This is a genomic window from Pseudoalteromonas sp. SWYJZ98 (assembly GCF_015864495.1).
GTDB classification, from domain to species: Bacteria; Pseudomonadota; Gammaproteobacteria; order Enterobacterales; family Alteromonadaceae; genus Pseudoalteromonas; species Pseudoalteromonas distincta.
The window spans coordinates 1-19787 of sequence record NZ_JADYXA010000009.1 but is presented as its reverse complement, the minus strand read 5'-3'; the positions used below and the strand labels follow the sequence as shown (position 1 = coordinate 19787).

Annotated in this window: 19 protein-coding genes; 9 read left to right on the top strand and 10 right to left on the bottom strand. The window is 39.7% G+C overall.

Annotated features, from left to right (window positions below; translation table 11 throughout):
- Nucleotides 1-2: 2 nt before the first annotated feature.
- From rraB to I6F10_RS08295, 9 genes are all read right to left on the bottom strand, one after another.
- Nucleotides 3-338 carry a ribonuclease E inhibitor RraB gene (gene rraB, locus I6F10_RS08335; protein ID WP_002961968.1) on the bottom strand — a complete coding sequence of 112 codons (336 nt, stop codon included), beginning with the start codon at nucleotides 336-338 and terminating at the stop codon, nucleotides 3-5.
- A complete protein-coding gene (locus I6F10_RS08330; RefSeq protein ID WP_002961966.1) occupies nucleotides 338-1051 on the bottom strand; it encodes a 1-acylglycerol-3-phosphate O-acyltransferase in 714 nt (237 codons plus the stop codon). Before I6F10_RS08330 ends, rraB begins: the two co-directional genes overlap by 1 nt.
- A 162-nt stretch (nucleotides 1052-1213) precedes the next feature.
- Nucleotides 1214-3508, bottom strand: a complete 2295-nt coding sequence (gene parC / locus I6F10_RS08325) for a DNA topoisomerase IV subunit A (protein ID WP_002961963.1) — start codon at nucleotides 3506-3508, stop codon at nucleotides 1214-1216.
- Between the two features lie 10 nt (nucleotides 3509-3518).
- Nucleotides 3519-4613, bottom strand: coding sequence for a PQQ-dependent sugar dehydrogenase (locus tag I6F10_RS08320; protein ID WP_182196780.1), 1095 nt, complete (start codon nucleotides 4611-4613; stop codon nucleotides 3519-3521).
- A 29-nt stretch (nucleotides 4614-4642) separates the two neighbouring features.
- Nucleotides 4643-6532, bottom strand: a complete 1890-nt coding sequence (gene parE, locus I6F10_RS08315) for a DNA topoisomerase IV subunit B (RefSeq protein WP_165743894.1) — start codon at nucleotides 6530-6532, stop codon at nucleotides 4643-4645.
- A gap of 107 nt (nucleotides 6533-6639) precedes the next feature.
- Nucleotides 6640-7200 (bottom strand): YqiA/YcfP family alpha/beta fold hydrolase, encoded by a 561-nt coding sequence (locus tag I6F10_RS08310; RefSeq protein WP_165743893.1) that lies wholly within the window; start codon nucleotides 7198-7200, stop codon nucleotides 6640-6642.
- Nucleotides 7185-7970, bottom strand: coding sequence for a metallophosphoesterase (locus I6F10_RS08305; protein WP_197098720.1), 786 nt, complete (start codon nucleotides 7968-7970; stop codon nucleotides 7185-7187). The genes I6F10_RS08310 and I6F10_RS08305 overlap by 16 nt, the downstream gene beginning before the upstream one ends.
- Nucleotides 7957-8415 (bottom strand): DUF1249 domain-containing protein, encoded by a 459-nt coding sequence (locus I6F10_RS08300; RefSeq protein ID WP_002961958.1) that lies wholly within the window; start codon nucleotides 8413-8415, stop codon nucleotides 7957-7959. The genes I6F10_RS08305 and I6F10_RS08300 overlap by 14 nt, the downstream gene beginning before the upstream one ends.
- 26 nt (nucleotides 8416-8441) lie before the next feature.
- A complete protein-coding gene (locus I6F10_RS08295; protein WP_002961957.1) occupies nucleotides 8442-9068 on the bottom strand; it encodes an NUDIX domain-containing protein in 627 nt (208 codons plus the stop codon).
- 151 nt (nucleotides 9069-9219) lie between these two features.
- Between I6F10_RS08295 and tolC the strand changes: the two genes are divergently transcribed.
- The 3 genes from tolC to I6F10_RS08280 all read left to right on the top strand — a co-directional run bounded on the left by tolC (nucleotide 9220) and on the right by I6F10_RS08280 (nucleotide 12230).
- Nucleotides 9220-10575: an outer membrane channel protein TolC gene (tolC, locus tag I6F10_RS08290; RefSeq protein ID WP_002961956.1), complete on the top strand. Its 1356-nt coding sequence runs from the start codon at nucleotides 9220-9222 to the stop codon at nucleotides 10573-10575.
- Nucleotides 10576-10686: 111 nt separating this feature from the next.
- On the top strand, nucleotides 10687-11616 hold the full coding sequence (lpxL, locus tag I6F10_RS08285) for an LpxL/LpxP family Kdo(2)-lipid IV(A) lauroyl/palmitoleoyl acyltransferase (RefSeq protein ID WP_149593920.1): 930 nt from the start codon (nucleotides 10687-10689) through the stop codon (nucleotides 11614-11616).
- Nucleotides 11617-11657: 41 nt separating this feature from the next.
- Entirely contained in the window at nucleotides 11658-12230 is a 573-nt protein-coding gene (locus I6F10_RS08280) for a toxin co-regulated pilus biosynthesis Q family protein (protein WP_024596226.1), read from the top strand.
- An 86-nt stretch (nucleotides 12231-12316) separates the two neighbouring features.
- Here I6F10_RS08280 and glnE read toward each other — a convergent pair whose 3' ends face one another.
- Complete coding sequence (gene glnE, locus I6F10_RS08275) at nucleotides 12317-15112, bottom strand: bifunctional [glutamate--ammonia ligase]-adenylyl-L-tyrosine phosphorylase/[glutamate--ammonia-ligase] adenylyltransferase (RefSeq protein WP_197098719.1); 2796 nt, start codon at nucleotides 15110-15112, stop codon at nucleotides 12317-12319.
- A 77-nt stretch (nucleotides 15113-15189) separates the two neighbouring features.
- On the opposite strand from glnE, the gene I6F10_RS08270 reads away from it, so the two are divergent.
- The 6 genes from I6F10_RS08270 to ruvX all read left to right on the top strand — a co-directional run bounded on the left by I6F10_RS08270 (nucleotide 15190) and on the right by ruvX (nucleotide 19617).
- A complete protein-coding gene (locus tag I6F10_RS08270) occupies nucleotides 15190-16083 on the top strand; it encodes a DUF350 domain-containing protein (RefSeq protein ID WP_002961952.1) in 894 nt (297 codons plus the stop codon).
- Nucleotides 16084-16148: 65 nt separating this feature from the next.
- A complete protein-coding gene (locus tag I6F10_RS08265; protein ID WP_002961951.1) occupies nucleotides 16149-16649 on the top strand; it encodes a hypothetical protein in 501 nt (166 codons plus the stop codon).
- A 68-nt stretch (nucleotides 16650-16717) separates the two neighbouring features.
- The gene (gene rsmE, locus I6F10_RS08260; RefSeq protein ID WP_002961950.1) at nucleotides 16718-17452 is read left to right on the top strand and encodes a 16S rRNA (uracil(1498)-N(3))-methyltransferase; all 735 of its coding nucleotides are present in this window, start codon (nucleotides 16718-16720) and stop codon (nucleotides 17450-17452) included.
- Nucleotides 17453-17506: 54 nt separating this feature from the next.
- Nucleotides 17507-18457: a glutathione synthase gene (gene gshB, locus I6F10_RS08255; protein ID WP_154903711.1), complete on the top strand. Its 951-nt coding sequence runs from the start codon at nucleotides 17507-17509 to the stop codon at nucleotides 18455-18457.
- A gap of 115 nt (nucleotides 18458-18572) precedes the next feature.
- Nucleotides 18573-19130, top strand: coding sequence for a YqgE/AlgH family protein (locus I6F10_RS08250; RefSeq protein ID WP_149593913.1), 558 nt, complete (start codon nucleotides 18573-18575; stop codon nucleotides 19128-19130).
- Nucleotides 19131-19167: 37 nt separating this feature from the next.
- Entirely contained in the window at nucleotides 19168-19617 is a 450-nt protein-coding gene (gene ruvX / locus I6F10_RS08245) for a Holliday junction resolvase RuvX (protein WP_002961947.1), read from the top strand.
- Nucleotides 19618-19787 lie beyond the last annotated feature (170 nt).

Here is a 19787-nt window from a genome sequence, read left to right as displayed (position 1 = left end):
AATTACTCTTGAAAGTAAGTGCCCCAACCGTCGTATTCAACATCGCACTCAACGGCTAGTTGCGCTAGCTTATCAACGTCTTCCATAATAACGTCTACGTCTAGCTCAGCTTCAACTACAATGTCAAAGCTCCAAATTTTACTGCCATCTTCAAGCTCAAGCTCTGCTGGCTCTTCAACATCGTAGCCTAATTTAAAAGCAGCCAATGCAGCTTGCTCTAGTTTAGGGAAGTCTTCACACACAAAATGGTGTTCTACTTCATAAAGTATTTCAGGATCTGATCCATCTTCTAGTAGTGAACTTACGATGTCTTCACTTATTTCACGCCAGTTTTCCATTATTTTTCTCTCACTTGAGCATCTAATTCAGTTATTTTAGCAGCCATAATGCTATGCACGCTTTTAGCATGCTCACGCGCGCTAATTTCTTTATCAAGCGGTATAGGCGCTAACATTTCGATGTAAATTGTACCATTATCCCAACGATTTAGCTTAATGGTTTTATGTGTTGTATTCATACATACCGGAATTATGGGTACATCTGCGCTCATTGCGGTGTGAAAAGCACCTGTTTTGAACGGTAGCAACCCTCTTCCATAGCTTCGTGTGCCTTCTGGAAACATCCATACAGATAAGCCATTATTTTTAATTTTTTCGGCTGCTTTGGAGATAGTTCCCGCTGCTTTGGAGCGATTCGATCTGTCTATTAATATATTACCCGACAACCAATAAAGCTGACCGAAAAATGGGATCCACTTTAAGCTCTTTTTCCCCAAACTTACGCAGTTTTTAGGCACCATTGCAGGCACTGTAAATAAGTCGTAGCTATTTTGATGATTAGCAACATAAACAGCAGGGCCTGCATCAATTGCATCTTTATGACGTATTAAAACTAATTTAACGCCAATCATTTTAGCCATTGAGCCAAACCAGCCCGCTATAATATGTACATTATTGGGATGAAATGGTCTTACAATCGAAAGTAATAAACCAAAAATACAACTGAATAATATAAACATCAGCATAATAAAAACGCGTATAACAGCTAGCAAATGAGTTTCTCCAAAGATCAATTATGATTATTATAGCGTTATTTTGTGACACAGACGAGTCAATAGCGCACAAGTGTACGCTGAAATATGCAAGCTCTTTACTTTAAAACAAAAACGGCCTGCAAATGCAGACCGTTTTTATTTATACAAAAAAGTAATTGGTTACTCTTCGTTAATGGCTTCTATTGGTTCATCATCTTGTGGGGTTAGCTCAACAACGGCTTCGTCAACACGCTGTAAGCCGCGCGGTAGTTTATTACCCCTACGCCCTCTCTCACCATGATAATGCTCTAAATCAGATGGTTTAAGCGTTAGTTTACGCTTACCAGCATGAAGCGTAACACTGCTTCCTTGTGGCACAACAGCAAGCACTTTTACAAACTCTTCACGGGCTTGTACTTTAGCTCCAGGAATAGAAATAATCTTATTCCCTTTACCTTTGCTAAGTTTTGGTAAGTCACGTAGCGGGAATAAAAGCATGCGACCTTCGTTAGAAATAGCCATACAGTAATCACTAGCAACATCGTTCACCCTAATAGGAGAAAGTAATATTCCACCCTTAGGGACACTTACCAGCGCTTTACCATTTTTATTTTTACTCACTAAGTCTTTAAAGTCAGTAATAAAGCCGTAACCTGCATCTGACGCCATAAGCAATACTTGCTCGTCTTCACTCATTACCACGTGCTCAAAATTAGCACCTGGTGTTAAGTTAAAACGACCTGTCATTGGTTCACCTTGGCTACGCGCCGAAGGCAGACTGTGCGCATCGGTTGCAAATGCCCGTCCTGCTGAATCTAAAAATACAGCAGGTTGATTGCTCTTACCCCGAGCCGAGGCTCTAAAGCCATCACCTGAACGGTAATTTAAGCCTTGTACATCTAAATCATGGCCTTTACCAACGCGTGCCCAGCCTTTATCAGATAGCACAACAGTGACTGACTCTGATGGAATTAAATCTTTTTCGTTAAGTGCTTTCGCTTCTGAGCGCTCAATCACTGGCGAGCGACGATCGTCACCGTACATTTCAGCGGCTTCTTGAATTTCTTTTTTAAGCAGTGTCGACATACGACGTTCTGAGCCCAAAATTTGCGCTAATTTATCACGCTCTTTGGCTAGTTCATCTTGCTCACCGCGAATTTTAAACTCTTCAAGTTTTGCTAAATGACGAAGTTTTAATTCTAAAATAGCTTCTGCTTGCGTATCAGTTAAATCAAAGCGCTCCATTAAGACAGGCTTTGGTTTGTCTTCGCTGCGGATGATTTCAATCACTTCATCGATATTTAAAAAGGCGGCTAATAAACCTTCTAAAATATGCAAACGTGCTAATACTTTATCTAAACGATACTGCAAACGACGACGCACTGTTTCGCGTCTAAATGTTAGCCACTCACTTAAAATACAGCGCAAGTCTTTAACTTGCGGGCGACCATCTAGGCCTAGCATGTTTAAGTTTACGCGGTAATTTTTTTCAAGATCGGTGGTTGCAAATAAGTGCGCCATTAATGGCTCAGCTTTAATGCGGTTTGAGCGCGGAATAATTACAATACGCGTTGGATTTTCGTGATCTGACTCGTCACGTAAATCAGCAATCATAGGTAATTTTTTAGCGTTCATTTGCGCTGCAATTTGCTCAAGTACTTTACCACCTGAACATTGATGCGGCAGCGCTGTAATAACAATATCGCCATGCTCTTCGGTGTAAACCGCACGCATTTTGATAGACCCACGACCGGTTTTATATATTTTATGAATATCGGCTTTTGGGGTAATTATTTCAGCATCTGTTGGGTAATCTGGTGCATGTACAAGCTCAAGTAATTCTTCAAGCTCTGTTTTTGGTTTATCAAGTAATAAACAACATGCGCTAGCCACTTCACGTACGTTATGTGGCGGAATATCTGTTGCCATACCTACGGCGATACCCGTTATACCATTGAGTAAAATATGCGGTAAACGAGAAGGCAATACTACAGGTTCATCCATGGTGCCATCAAAGTTTGGTGTCCAATCAACAGTGCCTTGGCCAAGCTCTTTGAGCAGTACTTCTGAAAACTTAGATAAACGCGCTTCGGTATAACGCATTGCTGCAAACGATTTAGGGTCATCTGCCGCACCCCAGTTTCCTTGTCCATCTACCAAAGGGTAGCGATAAGAAAACGGCTGCGCCATTAATACCATAGCTTCGTAACAGGCACTGTCGCCGTGTGGATGGTACTTACCGAGTACGTCACCCACTGTACGGGCTGATTTTTTGTACTTAGCGTTAGCCGACAAGCCCAATTCGCTCATCGCATAAATAATACGACGCTGCACTGGTTTTAAGCCATCACCTACATGCGGTAGGGCACGATCCATGATTACGTACATGGAATAATTTAAATAGGCGTCTTCGGTAAAACGCCCCATTGTTTGTTGCTCAATTCCTTGCATTAGCAAGGTATCTGTATCACTCATTAAAGCTTACCTAGTTTTTCTTATAGCTTACACGGTAGATTACATTGGCGTAATCATCGCTTACTAACAGACTGCCGTCACCTAATTCTGCAAATGCAACAGGGCGTCCAAATGTTGTTTCGTCTTTCATAAAGCCAGTAATAAATGGCGTATATTTAGTTACGCGACCTACTTCGATTGTTGCAAGGCCTACTTTATAGCCTGACTTTTTAGAACGGTTCCATGAGCCATGTTCAGCAACAAATAATTGTTGCTTATAACTTGCTGGAAATTGCTTACCGTTATAAAAATGAATACCTAGTGGCGCTACGTGCGCTGGAAGTGCAAGTGCTGGCGATGTGTAATCGGCAATGTTTTTACCTTCCCCAAACTCAGGGTCAATAATTGCGCCGGCATGAACATACGGAAAACCAAAATGCTCACCTTCTTGCGTTGCACGGTTTAACTCATCAGGCGGAATATCATCGCCCATCATGTCGCGACCGTTATCACTAAACCATAAAGCTTGAGTAGCAGGATGAAAATCAAAACCCACTGTGTTTCTAACGCCTTTAGCTATTGTTTTTATTTGTTTTGTTTCTACATTAAGGGCAAAAATACGACCAAAACGTTCATCCTCAGCACAAATATTACACGGTACACCCACCGGAATGATTAATTCTCCCGTTGGTGCAAAACGTAAAAATTTCCAACCATGATGACGCTCACTCGGTAGTTTGTTATAGACCACATCAAACTTTGGATCTTTTAATTGGGTATCAATATTTTTAAAGCGAATAATACGATGCACTTCGCCTACATATAAATCGCCATCTTTAATTGCAATGCCAGAGGGCATGTTTAAGCCTTTAGCCACAACAATTTTTTTATCTGCTACGCCGTCGCTATTGTGATCAATAAGCGCATATACGTTGCCCGCTTTACGAGAACCTACATATACAATACCTTTTTTTGAAACGGCTATTTGACGTGCATTTTCTACATCATTTGCAAATAAGCTAATTTCAAATCCCGGTGCTACGGTGAGCTTATCGAGTATATTTTTGGCTATTGCAGGAGCGCTAGTCAGCCCAAGTAACAGCAAACTTCCTAGTAATTTTTTCATTTTTCTCTCCTAGTGTTAGGCACAAGCAATTAAACGAGCGCCTTATTGCCATGATCTTCTAACCATTGACGACGATCAGGCGATCGTTTTTTAGCAAGTAGCATATCCATCATTTCCATGGTTTCTACTTCTTCATCAAGCGTAAGCTGCACTAAGCGCCTGGTATTTGGATCCATCGTGGTTTCACGAAGCTGTAACGGATTCATTTCACCCAGACCTTTGAATCGTTGTACGTTTACTTTTCCGCGTTTTTTCTCGGCTTCTATGCGCGCCAAAATAGCGGTTTTCTCTTCTTCATCTAGGGCGTAATAAACTTCTTTGCCAATATCTATTCTAAATAATGGCGGCATTGCAACATACACATGCCCTGTTTTTACTAACTCTGGAAAATGACGAACAAACAGTGCACATAACAATGTTGCGATGTGTAGTCCATCCGAGTCAGCATCGGCCAGTATACAAATCTTATTGTAACGCAGTCCCGACATATCTGTTGATTCTGGGTCAATACCCAATGCCACTGAAATATCGTGTACTTCTTGTGATGCTAGTATTTGCCCCGACTCTACTTCCCAAGTATTTAAAATTTTACCACGTAGCGGCATAATTGCCTGAAATTCACGGTCTCGCGCTTGTTTAGCAGAACCACCAGCAGAATCACCTTCCACTAAGAACAGCTCGGTTCGGTCATTATCGGCAGCACTACAATCGGTCAATTTACCTGGTAATGCAGGACCTGCAGTAACTCGTTTACGTACGACTTTTTTAGCTGCGCGCAACCGGCTTTGCGCGTTTGAAATGCATAGTTCAGCTAATAATTCTGCGGTATCGGTATGTTCATTTAGCCATAAACTAAACGAATCTTTTACAACTCCCGATACAAATGCGGCACATGAGCGCGATGAAAGTTTTTCTTTGGTTTGCCCTGCAAATTGTGGGTCTTGCATTTTAACCGACAATACGTAACTACAACGCTCCCAAATATCATCTGGTGTTAGCTTTACGCCACGAGGTAGTAAATTTCTAAACTCACAAAACTCTCGCATTGCTTCAAGCAAGCCTTGGCGCAGACCATTTACATGTGTACCACCTTGCGCGGTAGGAATTAAGTTTACGTAGCTTTCCGCTATTGATTCGCCACCTTCAGGTAGCCATACAACAGCCCAATCAGCGCCTTCAATTGAGCTTTTAAATTCACCTACAAATGGGTCTTGCGGTAATGTTTCAAACCCTTTAACGGCTTCAATTAGGTAGTCTTTTAAGCCAGTTTCGTAAAACCATTCTTTGGTTTCTTTCGTTTGCTTATTAACAAACTTAATACGCAGTCCTGGGCATAAAACCGCTTTGGCTTTTAATAAATGATTAAGCTTGGTAATTGAGTAGTTTGGAGAATCAAAATAGCTAACGTCAGCCCAAAAACGAACGGTGGTACCTGTATTGCGCTTACCAACAGTACCAATTACGCTCAAGTCTTCTACCTTGTCGCCGTTTTCAAAGGCCATTCTAAATTGTTGAGCGTCGCGCCTTACCGTTACTTCTACACGTGTAGATAACGCATTTACTACAGAAATACCTACACCGTGTAAACCACCCGAAAATTGGTAGTTTTTATTAGAAAACTTACCACCGGCGTGTAACTTAGTGAAGATTAGTTCAACCCCTGGGATACCTTCCTCTGGGTGAATATCAATAGGCATACCACGTCCGTCATCGCTCACTTCGAGCGAGTTATCTTCGTGGAGTATTACGTCGATACGAGTGGCATGACCCGCCATAGCTTCATCGACACTGTTATCGATAACCTCTTGGCCTAAATGGTTTGGGCGTACGGTATCGGTGTACATCCCTGGGCGTCGTTTTACCGGATCTAATCCATTAAGTACTTCAATGGCTTCGGCGTTATAATTTTGATCACTCATAGTTTTTGTCTTTATATCCGCTAAGGCTCTAATACGTTTACTAGTTTTATTGTTATATGCGCTAAAGCGTTAATATAGTAACTAACCTCAGTTCAGGCTAACTAGTTTTACGTGATTTTAAGAAAATCTACAATACTTGCAAAGGTGCGTTCAAATTTAACGTAGCTATGATCGCCACCAAACTCTATCAATTGCTTGCATTGCGAATAATATTTTACTGCGTGTTGAAAGTTCAACACTTCATCGCCTGTTTGCTGTAATAAATACAGTAACTCAGGATGTGCTAATTTATCTACAGTGAGTAATTTCAGCGCCTCAATATGACTGTTATTTAAATCGTAATGATAATCTTGATACGGATTATAATTAGGCCCAAGTAACGACTGTAATAAATTATAGGGTGCGACCGCGGGATTAATAACCACTGCAGGAATTTGATAACGCTGCGATAAATACGTGGCAAAAAAACCACCTAACGAGCTACCTAATAAAACGGTATCTGGCGTTAGCAATTGTTCAAGCTCAATTATAGCTTGTAGGGGCTCGTGGTTTAAGTTCGGTACACAATAATCAACGTCATAGTTTGCCATAAGCTCACCAAAGCGCACAGCTTTATATGATTTTTGTGAACTATTAAAGCCGTGAATATAAATTACGCGCTTAGCCATACCACTTCCGTTTTTACTTCAACTTTATCTTTTGTACTCTTTAGATTTAGCATTCTGTAAGCAGGCCCCGCATTTTTTTGCTCCCACTTTGGAGTGTATTTTACAAACTGTACTGAACTGGCAGGACTTGCATATATAGGCAAGCCTCTAAAATTTTGTTCATAGTCGTTGTGTACATGACCATGAAAAAGCGCAGATACATTATTACTATTAACTAAAATATTTAAAAGCTGTGGACCATTTTCTAATAAGTGCTTATCAAGATAGCCATTTATTGGCAGTGGATTATGATGACAAAAGATAACTTTACTATTATTCGAGTTGACTAAAGCATCAGTTATTTCATCTAAATGCGCGCCAGTAACCCATCCTGCGGGTGTAGGCCCTTTAGAATTAATAAGAAGTAGCTCAACCCCGTTAGCAATAATATGTTTAGCCGAATTTATTTGCCCGCCACTTATTCGGCTAAGCATTGCTAGTTCATCATGATTACCTGGCACCCAAAATACAGGGCAAGTGATGTCACTAGCATTTACAAGTTCACTAAATAATAAGTACGATTCGAAACTATGGTCTTGTGTTAAATCACCACCAAAAATTACGCAATCTACAGGCTGCTCAGCGATGTGTGCCAAAGCTTGTTCAAAATGGGCTGCAGTATTTACATTAAAATATTCACCATTTTTATCTGCAAATAAATGGCTGTCGGTAATATGCGCAATGCACAAAGATGATTTATCAAATGTATATGCATCATCAAACCAAGCCATTATTTACATCCCAATTTAATGTTGCTTGCCCGTGCTCTACACAGGCCACTAACCAGTCGTATAAAAAAGCATTAAGTTGATACTTTTCATCTTTTTGATGCATTTTAGGGTTGGGGTATCCGTACGATGGTTTTATGCGTTGATGATAATCGTGATGAATAATTTCAGCTACTTTCGCATCGTGATACAAGCGAGCCGTTAAATACAGCGGCGCTATCCCTTTAACCATTCCTGTTAGCTGCTTAATTGAAATATCCATAGTGTATTTTGCGCTGCCATCAATTTTTGTAGCAAATTCACTGTTGCCAAGTTTTACTTCACGAATGCTTCCTATATTGCGCTCGCTCGGTAACAACTTTAATAGTCGCACATAGTTATGCTCACAAAGTGTTAAATACTTTGGGAGGCTTTGAATATATCGATTTGTTGCTAATTGTGCTGTCAAAGTTCCGCCATAATATTAGTAAGAGTTTATGCCCATTTGCTTGCCATTTTTTCGCGATTTAGCGCAAGCCACTGCATACAAATAACCGTTGCCGCATTATCCATTTCACCGTTATTGAGGCGCATTAGCGCATCATCAACCGATAAAATATGAGTTTTTATATCCTCGCCTTCAGTTTCAAGGCCATATACACCTGATTTCACTTGGCTTAAATCAGCACGTGCTAAATATAAGTGTAAGCGCTCAGTTGTTCCACCTGGGCTTGATAGGTATGAGAGCATAAATTCAAGCTCGGTTAATTCAAGCCCTGCTTCTTCATACGCTTCTTTTTTTACAACTGATTCGTAATCCGTACTGCCGTCAGTCATTCCGGCTATACATTCTAGTAGCCACGGCGAATGCTTACTTTTAATAGCGCCAATACGTATTTGCTCTATCAAAAGAACAGTATCTGATATTGGGTCGTAAGGCAGTACTGCAATTGCATCGCCACGTTCTAATATTTCTCGGCTAATTAGCTCTGATTTTCCACCCGCAAAAAGAGCATGTTCAAACTGGTATAAATCAACCTGAAAAAAACCTTTATAAAGGTTTTTTATTGGCTTTAGATTTACATCTTTATGTGTAAACTGAACGAGCTTTTTATCAACCACGTGCCTACCTCCTACTTATCTAAAGCTTTAAAATGCGTTAATATATTCTGTTACACTTGAACATACTGTTTTACTAATTATTTTTTTTGTTATGCAGTAAAACAGGTTAACATGCTTTTAGTACAAAAATTGTCTAAGGACCGAACCCCACATGAAAAAGAACATTCTTGCGGCGCTAGTTAGTTTATCATGCGCACTAGGTGCAACAGCAGTGAAAGCTGAAGATTTACTACAAGTTTTTGAAATAGCAACAGCTAACGATCCTACTGTTTTAAAAGCAAAAGCCCAAGCCGATGCGCAGTCTTACCAAAGCGATTTGGCGATGAGTGCACTATTACCTCAAATTGGTTTAACTATGGGTTATACAAAAAGCGATGCAACGTCGTACCAAAGCGTTGGCGACTTATCTAACCAAGTTAAAGTTGAAAGTGACACAGACCAATTCTCTCGTGGTGTAAGTTTAAGCCAAACATTATTTGATCTAGGTGCTTGGAACACTTTAGATATTGCCGATAAGCAAGCTCTACAAGCAAGCGGCCTATATGATGCAGCTAAACAAAATTTAATTGTACGCGTTGCTGAAGGTTATTTTAACGTATTAAGTGCCAGTGATAACCTTGAATTTGTCGAAGCTGAAAAACGTGCCATTGCACGTCAACTTGAGCAAACAAAACAACGTTATGCAGTAGGTTTAACAGCTATAACAGACGTACACGAAGCACAAGCTCAGTTTGATAACTCAGTAGCCCAAGAAATTATTGCCAGTAATGCTGTAGAAACTGCACGCGAGCAACTTCGTGAGATAACTGGTAAATATCACGAAAAATTAGACTTTTTAAATACAGATACTTTCTCAACAACTAAACCAACTAAGCGCTCAAGCGACTTTGTTAAAGTAGCTGAAGATAAAAATATCAACCTGCAGGTGTCTAAAGTAACGGTTGATATTGCAAAAGATCAAATTGAATTAGCAAAAGCAGGTCATTATCCAAAACTAACTCTAAGCGCAAGTTATGGTGACTCTCTTACAGACACTCAAATAAATGGCGCTAATTTTGATGACCAACCGCGTTCAGACTCAAGTTCTGTTGGGCTTAACTTTAGCGTACCTTTATACTCAGGTGGCGCAACGGTTGCTGCAACAAACCAAGCGCGTGCGTTTTACGTATCAGCGAGCCAAGATTATGAAACAAATTACCGCGCAGTCACTCGCACAGTAATTACATCTTATAATCAAGTTGTTTCTGACATTGCGACTTACAAAGCGCTAGAGCAAGCCGTTGTTTCAGCTCAAAGTGCCCTTAAAGCAACTGAAGCTGGTTTTGAAGTAGGTACTCGTACCATTGTTGACGTACTAGTAAGTACACAAAACTTATACGATGCAAAGCGTAACCTTGCTGATGTACGCTACCGTTATGTGTTATCTACCCTTCGCTTAAAACAAGCTGCGGGTACACTAACAAGTGAAGATTTAGTTGCTATAAACCAAGGTTTAAAATCAGCTTAACTTTTACAGCTAAACATAATATAGATTTATTCAAAGCCAGCATGTAGCTGGCTTTTTGTATTTTATAGCGCTTAGCGTTAAACTATCGTTTTTATTCTCAGAGAGATTTTTGTGGTCACCTCATCTCCTTTTAAAGCATCTTTTTTAGGCCCTCGATACTGGTTAACGTGGGTTGGCGTTTTATTTCTATATTTGATTTCTTGGTTGCCACAAAAACTACAGCTGGCAATGGGTAAACAACTTGGCCGCTTAGTCCATAAATTTATGAAACGCCGCCGCCATATTGCAGAAGTAAACATTAAACTGTGTTTTCCTGATATGAGCGAAGCAGATCAAAAAAAACTTGTACTAAAAAATATGGAAAACACCGGCATTGCAATGGTTGAAACAGGCATGGCTTGGTGGTGGCCGCAGTGGCGAGTAAAAAGTGTATATGGCTCAATCAAAGGTTTGGAGCATTTTGAGCGCGTACAGGCATCTGGTAAAGGTGTTTTATTACTTGTTCCCCACATTTTGCATCTTGAAATGGCAAGTCGTGTAATGGGATTAAAATGCCAAGGTTTAGGCTTTTATCGCCCTCATAACAACGCTCTAATGGAATACTTTACAACTAATGGCCGCCTTCGTTCTAACGAATACTTAATTGGCCGAAAAGATGTAAAAGGTTTGCTTAAATCATTAAAAAATAAAAAAGTATGCTATTACTTACCCGATCAAGATTACGGCCGTAACCGCTGTGAATTTGTCCCATTTTACGCAGTTCCCGACACTGCAACGACAACAGGTACTCTTATGTTTGCTGGCAGTAAAAACTGCGAAACTATGAGTTTAATCTCGCGCCGTGACGAAAATGGTAAGTACCATTTAGAGGTAGTACCTGAGCTTGAAAACTTCCCAAGTGGTGATGACAAGGCTGATGTAACACGGGTTAATCAACGCGTAGAGCTATGTATAAATGCAGCTCCAGAGCAATACATGTGGCTGCACCGTCGCTTTAAAACTCGACCTGATAAAAATACCCCTTCTTTTTATAAAAAGTAATGGTATAACAATAATAGGAACAAATAAGGTGGGTAATAATCATGTGGTTTTGGATTAGACATTTATCATTTGCAGCCGTGCTAATAGCACTCGCCGTATACTTTTTAGTGGGTGATGGTTCTGTATTTGATATTAAAAAATCTAAAAATGCAGCCGCCGAAGGACTATCACGCTTTTACTCCTCCATTCGTAACCAAGTAAAAAGTAATAAAGAACGAGATCAATTTGTTTTAAAACTTAAAACACCAGAACAAACCTTGGATAGAGTATTGGCTGAACGTGCGCGAACAGTAGATCCAATGCCGACCACTTGGACTGGAGAGGTTGAACCTAGGCGCTTTGAAAATGGCACAACCCTTAAAGATGTACTTAATCAATATGCTAAAAACGAGGGAATTGAGCTCTACTGGTACTTAAGTAAAGATTACGTAGTTAAAGATCATTTTAGAGTAGACAGTAACTTTACTTCAGCACTGTACCAAATTGGACGCGCTATAAATGATGACTTTGAGCATGAGGTTTATACTTACTTTTGCCATAAACAAAGAGCAGCGGTTATTACCGAGTTACCATCAGAATTTGTACGTACAAACTGTTTAAAACTAAAGGTTTAAGGGTTTACACATACAAAAACCCAAGCAAGCGCTTGGGTTTTTCAATTCAATTCAATTCAATTCAATTCAATTCAATTCAATTCAATTCAATTCAATTCAAAAATACTATTCCAAATATTAGTTACGTTAGTAATATCTTGTAAAAACGTTTCTCGCGGGATCAATTTGCCTTTTTGCTCCAAGCTCAATACGTGATAACACGAGCGGTAATCAATATACGCTTTTATCAACTGCTGCTTTTGCTCTTTAGTAATACAACCTATATTTGCCGCATCCGTTAATATTCTTACGTTGTCTGAGTAAACTGTAAGCTGTTCAAACTCGTTTGCGTGTTTAAGTACTAAATATTGCGTAATAAACTCAATATCAGCCATGCCACCAACATCTTGTTTTAAATCAAATTGATCAATATTTCCCTTCGCTAGATGGTCGCGCATTTTTTCGCGCATTTTTATTACATCAGCTTTTAGCACGGTATCATCGCGCTGCTGGCAAAGTATATTTTTACGAATTTGTGAAAAACGATCTATCAGATCGTTTTGACCTAAAATTAATCGAGCCCGAACAAGTGCTTGATGCTCCCACGTCCATGCTTGAGTTTGCTGATAGTGATTAAAGCTCTCTAAATTGATAGCCAATAAACCAGAGGCTCCTTCAGGACGTAATCGCGTATCAAGCTCGTATAAAATGCCCGATGCAGTACGGGTATTAAATAAATGCATTAAGCGCTGAGCGAGCTTTAAATAAAACTGCCGAGAATCTATCGGTTTTTCACCATTAGTTAGGCTTGAGCCATCATGATTATGCACAAACACCAAATCTAGATCTGAGTCGTACCCGACTTCTAAGCCACCTGTTTTACCATATGCAATAACAGCAAAACCTTTATTCTCATCATCTGTGCCAGGGGGCATACCAAAGCGCTTAACAGTGTTATGCCATGCAATATTAACAGCTTGGTCAACAATCGCCTCTGCTAGTACGGTTAAGTGATCGCTTACTTTCATTACGTCAAGAACACCGGTTGCATCGGCGGCAGCAATTCGTAATTGATGCGTTTGCTTAAATTGCCTAAGCGACTCCATTTGCAGTTCTAAATCGTCATGCTCTATTCGTAAAAAATACTGTCTTATTTCATCTTTATAAGCCGTTAATGGTGTCGGTTTATAAAGAACCGCCGGATCTATTAGCTCATCAAGCAATATAGGGTAGCGAGAAATATGCTCCCCTATCCATTTGCTATGACAACACAGTAAAACAAGTTGCTTTAATGCACCTTGGTTTTCGTAAAGCAATTCTAAATAGGCAGTACGCGAAATTATCTTATTAAAAATTTGGCAAACCATTGTGAAAGCTGCTGCACCGGCATTAAAGTCATTTAATTGATTTAGTAAAACAGGCATTAACTTATCAAGAGTGTCACGCCCTCGGTTACCTATATTTACCTTAGACAGCCTTAATTTAAAATCGTTAAGGGGTGCTTGCCATTCATCTCTGGCCTCTTTTAAAAAGCTCACATCACCATGATCCCAAGCACTAATAAATGCGCCTTCACAGGTATCAAGTGGCACGGTTTCCTCGCCAATCACAAGTGCAAACTCACCGTTAACTTGTTTCATCACCTTTTCTATAGTGTTTAAAGTGGCAGAAAAATCAGCTTGTTCTAATAATAAATTTAAGCGCTGCTGATTCAATTCATCATCAGGGAGTGTTTGCGTTTGCTGATCGTCAAATATTTGAAGGTACTGCTCAACTTTACGTAAATAAAGGTAATTGCGCCTCAGATCGCTTGCTTCTTGCTCATCTATAACTTGGTTAAGTGCCAACTCATTTAATGCTTTGAGTAAAGATTGGGTTTGTAAATTAGCCTCTCGCCCACCTCTTACCATTTGCAGGGCTTGCACTATAAATTCAACTTCACGAATACCACCAGCGCCTAGTTTTATATTATTAGTTAAGCGTTTACGGCGAACCTCTTGTGCAATCATTAACTTCATTTTACGCAAGGATTCAATCACCGAAAAATCTATATACCGGCGGTAAACAAACGGCTTTAAAAGCTTAATAAATTCATCCCAATACTTATTAGGAGTGCCAATTAAGCGCCCTTTTAACATGGCGTAGCGTTCCCAGTCGCGCCCTTGTTCTTGGTAGTAATCTTCAATGGCATTAAAGCTCATAACCAAAGGGCCGCTTTCGCCAAACGGGCGTAGGCGCATATCAACTCTAAATACTTGCCCATCACCGGTGGCTTGGTTAAGTGCTGCAATCAGTTTTTGTGCAACTTTGGTATAAAACACTTGGGCCTCAAGGCTTCTGCGGCCACCTTGGGTTTTTGTGCTGCGCGGATACGCAAAAATAAGATCAATATCAGAGGAATAATTTAGCTCCTGTCCGCCAAGCTTCCCCATCCCCAATACCATTAGCGGCATTGCTTGGTTTTGCTCATCAAGCGGTTCACCATTTACTTTTGCCACCTGTGCATGCGCCCATTGGTTGGCGCTATTAATTAGCATGTCAGCCAGTTGGCTTATATAATTAATACTATCGGCAATGGGGTTATTACAGCATAAATCTAAAAAGGCGACTTTAAGCCAGTACTTTTCACGATATTGACGAAGTACTTTATGACACTGTGCTTCATCAAGGTCAGCTAAATTCAGGTTTTTAAAAGGAGAATCTATTACTCTATTTTGTATTTCGTCTTTGCATAATAGCCAGGTATTTAAATCAGGTTGTGACTCTAAACTGCGCCAAGCAAAGTCGCTTAATGCTAATAACCTTACAACTTCACTTTGTTTACTTTGCTGCGGGTATAACTGTTCAAAGCGCATCAAGCCAAGTTTTTGTAATTGAATAGGAAGTTGCTTTACGTTACTCATCAATCCTCTCTTTTATATCATCAATAACCGTACTAGAATGATTAAAACCTAGAAAGGTTAACTTAATTAGGATCACCATGTCATATTTGTCTTTATCTAACACTAGTTTTATTGCGATTGCCATTAGTTTTGCGGTTATTTGCATAACTATTTTTTGTTTACGAGTTGTCACTCAAATCAAAGCAAAACAAGCGCTTAAAGATGAGTTAGCGCAACACGACAACTTTGCCATGGGTATTAGTTTTGCATCTGAAATATCGGTTGTTATAGCCACTATAGCCTTTTTATTTGACGAAATAAGCGTAAGCACTGCACAGTCAAACCCGTTAAAAGTGTTAATTATTATTGTTCTCTTATTCACTTTTATAAAAGTGGGCCATTTAATTCACAGAAAATGGATACTCCACAGATTTAATGAAGAAGCTGCCATACTAAAACAAAATGTATGTGCTGCATTGGTAGACTCAGGAATGTTAATCGCTAACTGTATTATTGCTCTGGGCTTGTACACGTGGACGCACACCCAAGGGTTTAGCAACTTACTTATTGCTTGCGTTAGCTTTTTTACACTTCAGGGGATGTTTGCACTTGATAGCAAAATACGAGAACACCGTTTTGCAAAAGCAAACCAAGGTGCGTCACTACAAAGTAACTTTAACCTAGAAAATACATCTATTGGTATAAGATATGCTGGAAAATCAATTGGCTTAGCGTTGGCTGTATATGCTGGTTTATCTAGCGCAGCATTTCAAAACGGTAAAATGGTTGAAAACATATTTACACTTGTAATGCATTGCGGTGTAATGTGGATACTACTTTACGGCTTAACGTATGTGATAAAAGTTATCTCTTTACCAAATATTGATACGGCTCTTGAAATAGACCATCAAGATAATATTGGGGTAGCATGCATAGAATTTGCTGTTTTTTGTGCTATAGGTTATTTACTTATTAGTATGTTTTCTCTTTAGATCTTTTTTACTGAAAATACAGCAATTAAAACGTCTGCATTTAAGTAATAATGGTAATTACTTAGATGCAACAAGGTCCTAGCTCTATGCCGCCTGAAATAACGAACTATTTGTTAATTGACATAGACAACGAATTTAGCCGCGCATTTGCCGAATACTATGTAAATAGTAATGGCATAACAAAAGCGAGTACACTTATTGCTGCAGGGAGTAATACCCGCCAATTAGTAAAAATGATGTTTGACGAGCTTATTAAAGACTATAGTTATTGCGATCTTGAAAACGAAATAAGCGTTTCTGAGTTAATTAATTACTTAAAAGATCATCACGATTTACACGGGGTCCTTTTCAATAGCACCGATTATTTACTCGCAAGTGATAAGCAACGCTTTATTTATAACTCATTGCATAAAGAACGCTTTTTAATAAATCTTGATGATACAGGCTATACACTAAGCCGGGTTACCGATGAGACGTTAACGGAACCTTCGCAAAATCACCACGATATAGCGCATACCCCACAAGATTTAATAGATCTCGCCGAACAACTTAATAAAAATAAATAATTGCGCACAGCCCCCAGCTTACTTACCATAGCAATATATATTTTACGCTATGTAGTAAGTGACGCCCTATGCGAGTTCCTCATATTTATCAAACATCGAGTATTGCCCTAAACACCCCTGTAACTTTAGATGACGATGCTGCAGGGCATATTGGCAGAGTGCTGCGCATGAAAGTAGGCGAGCATGTATCTATTTTTAATGGCGAAGGTGGCGAATACCTTAGTGAAATAATTGAGGTAACAAAAAAAACAGTCGTCGTAATGCCATTAGAACTTAACCCTCACGATGTAGAATCTCCACTTAAAATTCATTTAGGTCAGTGTGTATCCCGTGGTGATAAAATGGATTTTACAATTCAAAAGTCAGTTGAACTAGGTATTACCGAAATCACCCCTATTTTTAGTCAACGCTGTGGTGTGAAACTAATGGGCGATCGTCTTGAGAAAAAACACCAACAATGGCAAAAAATTGCAATTGCTGCGGCTGAGCAGTCAGGGCGTAATTTTGTGCCAATTATTCACCCACCTATAGATTTAAAACAATGGCTTGCACAACAAACCGATGCAATTAAGCTCACTCTTCACCCTCGTGCTGAGCACAGCATTAAAACCATTACGGTACCTAAAGATGGCGTACGCTTTTTAGTAGGCCCCGAAGGTGGCTTTACCGACGATGAAATGGCACTAACCAAACAACTAGAGTTTGTAGATATTCGCTTAGGCCCGCGCGTTTTACGAACGGAAACAGCCGCTTTAACGGTCTTAAGTGCATTACAACTTCAATTTGGCGATTTAGCTAATTGAAATAACTAAAAGCACCCTCATATAAACAGTAACATTTATAGTAAGGCACAGCGCATGGCAATTAAGTTAGGTATTATTTCAGATCCTATTAGTGGATTTAACATCAAAAAAGACACCGGTTTTGCAATGATGATGCAAGCGCAAGAACGTGGCTACGAAATTTATTATATGGAGATGGACGATTTATCTCTTCGTAAAGGCAAGTCGTACGCTACAGCGTCTAAAGCGCAAGTGTTTAATAATGCAGAAAAATGGTATGAGCTTGAAGAAAAAGCCACTATAGCCCTTGCCGATCTTGACGTAATTTTGATGCGTAAAGACCCTCCTTTTGATACTGAATACATTTACGCGACGTATATTTTAGAGCGTGCTGAACAAGAAGGTACGTTAATAATTAACAAGCCACAAAGCCTTCGCGATGCTAACGAAAAGCTGTTTACAGCATGGTTTAGCGAGCATACGCCAGACACACTTGTTACACGTAGCCAAAAACAAATTCGTGAATTTTTAGCACAGCATAAAGACATTATTTTAAAGCCGCTTGATGGCATGGGTGGCGCATCGATTTTTCGCATCAGAGAAGACGATGCCAACATTGGTGTAATTTGTGAAACGTTAACCGAGCATGGCAGCCGCTTCGCAATGGTGCAAAATTACATTCCAGAGATCAAACAAGGCGATAAGCGCGTACTAGTAGTTGATGGCGAAGTTATTCCATATTGTTTAGCGCGTATACCACAAAATGGTGAAACACGCGGTAATTTGGCTGCAGGCGGTCGAGGTGAAGCCCGTCCACTTAGCGAATCAGATTTAAAAATAGCGCAAGCTGTTGCACCAACGCTCAAAGAAAAAGGCTTAATATTTGTAGGTTTAGATATTATTGGCGATAAATTAACTGAAATTAACGTAACTGCACCAACGTGCGTACGCGAAATTGAAGCTGCTTATGATATTTCTATCACAGGTATTTTATTTGATGCAATTGAGCGTAAATTAGGTAAGTAATTACCACAATAAAAAGCCCATTAGTTTAAGCCTTTCATGCAATTAATGGGCTTTTTATGTCAATTTAAATAACTATGCCATACTCAAAGTTCATTAACTAAAAAGGGTGAAATCTATGCAGTCATTAGAAAATCATTTTTTAATCGCGATGCCGTCGATGCAAGACCCTTTTTTTAAACGTGCTGTTACCTATATTTGTGAGCACAACGAAGATGGGGCTATGGGCTTGGTAATAAACCAACCTATTGATGTTACTGTTGGCGAACTTTTAGATAAAATAGAAATTGATAACGACAAAACTCAAAACGCAGCAAAAGTAACTGTGTTTGCAGGTGGACCCGTTAAAACTGACCGTGGTTTTGTACTGCACTCTCCCCAATCGGGTTATTCAGCAAGTCAAAAACTCAGTAGCGATATTATGATCACTACCTCAAAAGACGTTTTAGCAAACTTAACCACTGCACAAGCACCTGATCAATTTATTATTACACTTGGTTATTCAGGATGGGAGCAAGGACAACTCGAACAAGAGTTACTTGATAACAGCTGGTTGATCATAGAAGCCGATCCGAAGATCATTTTTGATACCCCCGTTGAAAAACGATGGGAAAAAGCAGTTTCAATGTTGGGCTTTGATATTAGCCAACTTAGCCCTGAAGCTGGTCACGCATAATAGTAACTTAACCTTAGCAAACTTAAACAAGATACACATGACAAAAAAATCGCTTAAGCCGCAAGGCGAACGCACTGTAATGGGCTTTGACTTTGGCACCAAAAGTATTGGTATTGCTATTGGGCAAGAGTTAACCGGCAGTGCGTCTAGCCTTAAGGCTGTAAAAGCACAAGATGGTATTCCTAATTGGGACCATATCGCCGTACAAGTAGCCGAGTGGCAGCCTGACTTAATGGTTGTTGGTTTACCACTAAATATGGATGGAACATCACAAGAGGTTACCTTTAAAGCAAAAAAGTTTGCCAACAGATTGCATAATCATTATGGCATTCCTGTGCAAACACAGGATGAGCGCTTAACGACAGCGGACGCTAAAGCGCGACTTTTTGAAAGTGGCGGCTATAAAAACTTAGGTAAAGGTAACGTAGATAATATGTCTGCGGTTATTATTTTAGAAAGCTTTTTTGAATCTAGTTACGGTGAATAAACTGGCTATATAAATAACCCTTTATACAAATAAAAAAAGCGCCAATTGGCTAATGCCGATCAGTTAAGAAAATGACCGGTTGACCGATCCAAACGATCATGCAAAATCCGTAGTTAGGAAACTAACTACGGATTTTTTTGTGAATATAGAACAAGCACTGCAAGCAACAC

What these genes read in the sequence shown, in the direction of transcription:
- rraB (WP_002961968.1), bottom strand. Translation starts at nt 338, where the DNA reads ATGGAAAACTGGCGTGAAATAAGTGAAGACATCGTAAGTTCACTACTA.
- parC (WP_002961963.1), bottom strand. Translation starts at nt 3,508, where the DNA reads ATGAGTGATACAGATACCTTGCTAATGCAAGGAATTGAGCAACAAACA.
- I6F10_RS08320 (WP_182196780.1), bottom strand. Translation starts at nt 4,613, where the DNA reads ATGAAAAAATTACTAGGAAGTTTGCTGTTACTTGGGCTGACTAGCGCT.
- parE (WP_165743894.1), bottom strand. Translation starts at nt 6,532, where the DNA reads ATGAGTGATCAAAATTATAACGCCGAAGCCATTGAAGTACTTAATGGA.
- I6F10_RS08310 (WP_165743893.1), bottom strand. Translation starts at nt 7,200, where the DNA reads ATGGCTAAGCGCGTAATTTATATTCACGGCTTTAATAGTTCACAAAAA.
- I6F10_RS08305 (WP_197098720.1), bottom strand. Translation starts at nt 7,970, where the DNA reads ATGGCTTGGTTTGATGATGCATATACATTTGATAAATCATCTTTGTGC.
- tolC (WP_002961956.1), top strand. Translation starts at nt 9,220, where the DNA reads ATGAAAAAGAACATTCTTGCGGCGCTAGTTAGTTTATCATGCGCACTA.
- I6F10_RS08280 (WP_024596226.1), top strand. Translation starts at nt 11,658, where the DNA reads ATGTGGTTTTGGATTAGACATTTATCATTTGCAGCCGTGCTAATAGCA.
- glnE (WP_197098719.1), bottom strand. Translation starts at nt 15,112, where the DNA reads ATGAGTAACGTAAAGCAACTTCCTATTCAATTACAAAAACTTGGCTTG.
- I6F10_RS08270 (WP_002961952.1), top strand. Translation starts at nt 15,190, where the DNA reads ATGTCATATTTGTCTTTATCTAACACTAGTTTTATTGCGATTGCCATT.
- I6F10_RS08265 (WP_002961951.1), top strand. Translation starts at nt 16,149, where the DNA reads ATGCAACAAGGTCCTAGCTCTATGCCGCCTGAAATAACGAACTATTTG.
- rsmE (WP_002961950.1), top strand. Translation starts at nt 16,718, where the DNA reads ATGCGAGTTCCTCATATTTATCAAACATCGAGTATTGCCCTAAACACC.
- gshB (WP_154903711.1), top strand. Translation starts at nt 17,507, where the DNA reads ATGGCAATTAAGTTAGGTATTATTTCAGATCCTATTAGTGGATTTAAC.
- I6F10_RS08250 (WP_149593913.1), top strand. Translation starts at nt 18,573, where the DNA reads ATGCAGTCATTAGAAAATCATTTTTTAATCGCGATGCCGTCGATGCAA.
- ruvX (WP_002961947.1), top strand. Translation starts at nt 19,168, where the DNA reads ATGACAAAAAAATCGCTTAAGCCGCAAGGCGAACGCACTGTAATGGGC.